This window comes from Mesorhizobium sp. M7A.F.Ca.CA.004.12.1.1, from assembly GCF_003997835.1.
GTDB lineage: Bacteria > Pseudomonadota > Alphaproteobacteria > Rhizobiales > Rhizobiaceae > Mesorhizobium.
Genome location: NZ_RZRK01000490.1, coordinates 1 through 4,659, shown reverse-complemented (window position 1 = coordinate 4,659; position 4,659 = coordinate 1). Strand labels below are relative to the sequence as shown.

At 62.4% G+C, this 4,659-nt stretch carries 7 protein-coding genes; 4 read left to right on the top strand and 3 right to left on the bottom strand.

Going from position 1 to position 4,659, the window contains the following annotated elements; all coding sequences use genetic code 11:
* The 4 genes from EN984_RS23265 to EN984_RS23250 all read left to right on the top strand — a co-directional run.
* A partial coding sequence (locus EN984_RS23265; protein WP_245480104.1) for an MTH938/NDUFAF3 family protein occupies positions 1-238 on the top strand: 238 nt, incomplete at its 5' end.
* A gap of 1 nt (position 239) precedes the next feature.
* Positions 240-1,082, top strand: coding sequence for a phytoene/squalene synthase family protein (locus EN984_RS23260; protein WP_164748857.1), 843 nt, complete (start codon positions 240-242; stop codon positions 1,080-1,082).
* A 94-nt stretch (positions 1,083-1,176) separates the two neighbouring features.
* The gene (locus EN984_RS23255) at positions 1,177-1,593 is read left to right on the top strand and encodes a hypothetical protein (RefSeq protein ID WP_335930813.1); all 417 of its coding nucleotides are present in this window, start codon (positions 1,177-1,179) and stop codon (positions 1,591-1,593) included.
* The gene (locus tag EN984_RS23250; protein WP_206517173.1) at positions 1,593-2,543 is read left to right on the top strand and encodes a sterol desaturase family protein; all 951 of its coding nucleotides are present in this window, start codon (positions 1,593-1,595) and stop codon (positions 2,541-2,543) included. The genes EN984_RS23255 and EN984_RS23250 overlap by 1 nt, the downstream gene beginning before the upstream one ends.
* Positions 2,544-2,554: 11 nt before the next feature.
* Here the strand turns inward: EN984_RS23250 and EN984_RS23245 are convergent, their stop codons facing one another.
* From EN984_RS23245 to trmFO, 3 genes are all read right to left on the bottom strand, one after another.
* Positions 2,555-2,848 (bottom strand): type II toxin-antitoxin system ParD family antitoxin, encoded by a 294-nt coding sequence (locus tag EN984_RS23245; protein ID WP_164748858.1) that lies wholly within the window; start codon positions 2,846-2,848, stop codon positions 2,555-2,557.
* 68 nt (positions 2,849-2,916) lie between these two features.
* Positions 2,917-3,483, bottom strand: a complete 567-nt coding sequence (locus EN984_RS23240; protein ID WP_127269101.1) for a hypothetical protein — start codon at positions 3,481-3,483, stop codon at positions 2,917-2,919.
* A 3-nt stretch (positions 3,484-3,486) separates the two neighbouring features.
* Positions 3,487-4,659, bottom strand: a 1,173-nt coding sequence (gene trmFO / locus EN984_RS23235; protein ID WP_127383968.1) for a methylenetetrahydrofolate--tRNA-(uracil(54)-C(5))-methyltransferase (FADH(2)-oxidizing) TrmFO, incomplete at its 5' end; no start/stop codon positions are given.

Here is a 4,659-nt window from a genome sequence, read left to right as displayed (position 1 = left end):
TCCTCTGGTGCTGACGGTGGCGGATTTCGACAAGCTGCTGGCTGAGGCCGGCAAGGTCGAGATCCTGCTGGTCGGCATGGGCAGGGATCTCCGGCCATTGCCCGCCGCACTGCGAGCCGCGCTGAAGGCTGCCGGCATTGCGTCCGACCCGATGTCGACCGGTGCCGCGGTACGGACCTACAATGTCCTTCTGGCGGAAGAGCGCGCCGTGGCCGCCGCGCTCATCGCCGTCGATTGACATGTCCCAGAATGCCAAAATCGTCATGGACGCGGTGCGCGCCGCCGACCATGACCGCTATCTGACCGCGCTCTACGCGCCCGACGACAAGCGCGACGCGCTGTTTTCGCTCTACGCCTTCAATGCCGAGATCGCAGGAATCCGCGATCGCATCCATGAAGCGCTGCCGGGCGAGGTGAGGCTGCAATGGTGGCGCGATGTCATTGCCGCTGGCGGAGAAGCGGGCGCCGGCCATCCCACAGCCGAAGCCTTGAACGCCACGATAGCGACGTTCGGCCTGCCGAAGCCGGCCTTCGAGAACATGCTCGATGCACGCATCTTCGACCTCTATGACGACCCGATGCCGTCGCGCACTGACCTGGAAGGCTATTGCGGCGAGACTGCTGCCGCGCTCATCCAGCTTGCGGCGATGGTGCTCGATCCCGTCGGGGCGCCGCGCTTTGCCGATCTGGCGGGCAGGGCAGGCTGTGCGCAGGCGATGACCGGCCTGTTGCTGCTGTTGCCGCTGCATCGCCGGCGCGGACAGTGTTTTGTCCCGGCCGATATTTTGGCGGCGGCGGGATCGTCGCCGGAAGAATTCATTGCTGGTGATGGCGGACCCGGCGCCAAACGCGCGGTGGCGGCGATGATGGCGCTGGCACGGGAACATCTTTCCGCCTTCGAGCAAGGCGCACCGACCTTGCCTGTCTCGCTGCGTCCGGCATTCCTGCCGCTCGCCCTGTCACGTGCCTACCTCGGCAAGATGGAGAATGGTTCGCCGCTCGAAGGCGTGGCGCGGCTGTCGGCCTTGCGCCGGCATTGGCTGCTGCTGCGTCGCGCGAGCAAGGGCTGGCCTGCGCTTTGACGTAAACGTCAATCGTGTTAAGACGTCCCCGCGCCAAACTGTTGCCGAAGACAACAGGCCGGCCCGGAGGAGATGAATGAGCTTACCCATATTGGTGGCGATCGTTACCTTCGGCATCGCGCTGTCGGTTGCGGCGGTGCATTTCACCGGCGGCAGCAAGATAGCGACGCTCAGCAGTGCCAATCGCGCGGTGAGCCGATTCGCTGAGGATTTTCCCGACGAGATCGCGACGGTAGTCCGCCTGACAGCGGATGCCAGGACTGCGTTTCTGGATATCGGGCGAGGGCGCATCGGCATCGTTCACGGCATCGGCGATTGCTTCTTGACCCGCATCGTCACACCTCAAGATGTCATGGTTTTGAACGCCGGAGGGGCGAACACGGTTTCGCTGCGGCTCGCCGACTTCACTTGGAAGGGCGGCCGCTTCCGCTTTGCCAGCTCAACGGATGCGCAGGGCCTGCTGAAAGCGCTTGAGCAGCAACGTTCGAATTCCACTGGGGCGGCCGCATGATGGACAGCTACAATTTCCCGCAAGTCACCCAACTGGCCATTCCGTTCTTCGTGGTCGCGATCCTGATCGAGCTTTGGCTGGTGCGCACCGGCCGCGCCAAGGGTTCGTTCGAAACGCGCGACACCTTGACCAGCCTGATGATGGGCACCGGCAATGTCGTTGCCGGGCTGCTGCTTGGCGTCGTGTCCTACTGGGCGTTGCTGTGGCTCTGGCAGTTCCGCATCTTCAATCTCGGCCTGTCGGTCTGGGTGTTCCTGGCCGCCTTCCTGCTCGATGATTTGCGCTACTACGTCTATCACCGTATCGCGCACCGGGTGCGCTGGGTGTGGGCCGAACACGTCAACCATCATTCCAGCCAGCACTACAATTTATCGACGGCGCTGCGGCAAAACTGGACCGGCCTGTTCACCTTCATGTTCGTTTTGCAGGCGCCGCTGGTGCTGCTTGGCTTCCATCCGGCGGTGATTGCCTTCACCTTCGGCTTCAACCTCGTCTGGCAGTTCTGGATCCACACCGAGACGATCGGCAAGATGTGGGGCTGGTTCGAGTTCGTCTTCAACACGCCCTCACACCACCGCGTCCACCACGCCACCAATCCGCGCTATCTCGACGCCAATTATGCCGGCACGCTGATCATCTGGGACCGCATGTTCGGCACCTTCGTCGGAGAGTTGGAAGAAGACCGGCCGCGCTATGGCATCGTCAGGAACCTCGGCACCTTCAATCCACTGAAAGTGGCGTTCCATGAATGGATCGGCATGTTCAGGGATGCGTTTGTGCCAAGGCTGACGGTGCGCGACCGCATCAACTACTTGATCAAGCCGCCAGGGTGGAGCCATGACGGCTCGCGCGAGACTTCGGAGAGTTTGAAGGCTGCCTATGTCAGGCGAAATCCTGCTGAGGCGGGGAAGCCGGGATTGCCAAGCGTGGGTGGCGAGCCCGCCGAGTAGAACTTCTTATGTCAGGAGGGTCCGTCGTCATCGCTGTCGTACGCCAATTGCGCGATTCGTTCCGTCACTTGCGCGATGGCGTGATCCAGCGGAACAGCGGGACGCGTATCTTCGATCGAAGCCTTTATCTTGGCCCGGATCGCGGCTAGGCGCTCGGCATGCTCCTCTTCCTCGCGCTGGAAGGCCCGGAGCGCCGCGCGGATGACTTCGCTCGCCGAGCCGAAAGAGCCGTCTTCGACTTTTTGGCGGATAAGGCGGGCCATTGCTGGCGTGACTGTGACAGAAAGTTTCTCGGCGAATTCCATGGAACGGCTCCCATTGGACCGCAAGTAGGATTGTATCCTGCTTCATCCGTGCGGCCAACGATGAGGTCCTAGCGCCTGGGTTTCGCCCGGCCGGCTTCCGAACCATCCGGCATGGTGGCGCTAATGCGCCGAGTTGTGCCGAAATGCCGGCCGAATTCACGGCCCCCCAAATCTGTAAAATTGGCTTCGAACTCAACCAGCGCGTCGACGATAGCCGGCGCCTCCGAGCTGGGAGCCTCCTGCGTGAATCGTGCACTGAGGTAGACGCCATGAGGATGTGAGGGATCCAGACGGGTTTGGATCGCCCAGAAGGATGACAGCGAATAGATCGCTTTCATGAAATCCAGAATTAGCCGGTCATTGTAGGGACCTTCGACAGGCTGAACGGCAATGATTCTCTTCAAGCTTCGATCGCGGTTCTCATTGTAATTTTCATTTTCGTACAGCCAACCTTGGCCCCCGTGAGGCTGACCTATTAGCGCCTCGATAGCGGGTATATGAACTTCGCGCAGCTTCCGCAGGTTGGTGCATCTGACATAGATGCTCCAGCAAATTTCGTAGTCGCCGGCGAAAGGTTCGCCACTCGGCGGCAGGTCCGACGGCAGAAGCTGGTGCAGCTCGGAGTGCTTGGCCATGGACTACTCGGCGGCTTGCGCTTGTGCCGGCAGCCCTAGCCATTCTCGGCAATCAGCCTGCGCACGCGACGTGATCGCATGGCGCTTGGCAACGGTCTTGTCCTTGCCGCGCATGCGTTTGCCTTCGGTCTTCGGCGCCTCCACCGGCGGGAACAGGCCGAAATTGACGTTCATCGGCTGGAAGGAGCGCTTTCCCGGTTCGTCATCGGAGACGATGTGGCCGCCGGTGATGTGGTTGAGCAGGGCGCCGAAGGCCGTGGTCAGCGGCGGCAGGGACGGTGAGTGGCCGAGACGCTCGGCTGCGGCGAAGCGGCCGGCAAGCAGACCGATCGCGGCACTTTCGACATAGCCTTCGCACCCGGTGATCTGGCCGGCGAAACGCAGGCCGGGCCGCGACTTCAGTTGCAGCGAAGCGTCGAGCAAGGTCGGCGAGTTGATGTAGGTGTTGCGGTGCAGGCCGCCGAGGCGGGCGAAATCGGCGTTTTCGAGACCCGGAATGGTGCGGAACACCCGCACCTGCTCGGCATGCTTCAACTTGGTCTGGAAACCGACCATGTTGTAGAGCGTGCCCAGCGCATTGTCCTGCCGCAGCTGCACCACGGCATAGGCCTTTACGGTCGGATTGTGCGCGTTGGTCAGCCCCATCGGTTTCATCGGCCCGTAGCGCAGCGTCTCGACGCCGCGCTCGGCCATGATCTCGATCGGCAGGCAGCCGTCGAAATAGGGCGTGCCTTCCCATTGCTTGAATTCGGTTTTCTGGCCGTCGACCAGCGCTTGCACGAAGGCAAGGTACTGGTCCTTGTCCATAGGACAATTGATGTAGTCCTTGCCGGTGCCGCCTGGCCCGACCTTGTCGTAGCGCGACTGGAACCAGCAGGTATCCATGTCGATCGTGTCGAAATGGACGATTGGCGCGATGGCGTCGAAGAAGGCGAGCGCATCGGCGCCGGTCGCTTCCGCGATCGACTGGGCAAGCCCGGGGGCGGTCAATGGGCCCGTGGCGACGATCGCCTGGTCCCAATCCGCCGGCGGCAGACCAGGCACTTCCTCGCGCTGGATGGTGATCAGCGGGTGTGCTTCGAGCTTTTTCGTCACTGCGTCGGCGAACCCGTCGCGATCGACGGCCAGCGCGCCGCCGGCCGGAACCTGGTTGGCGTCGCCGGCGCTCATGATCAA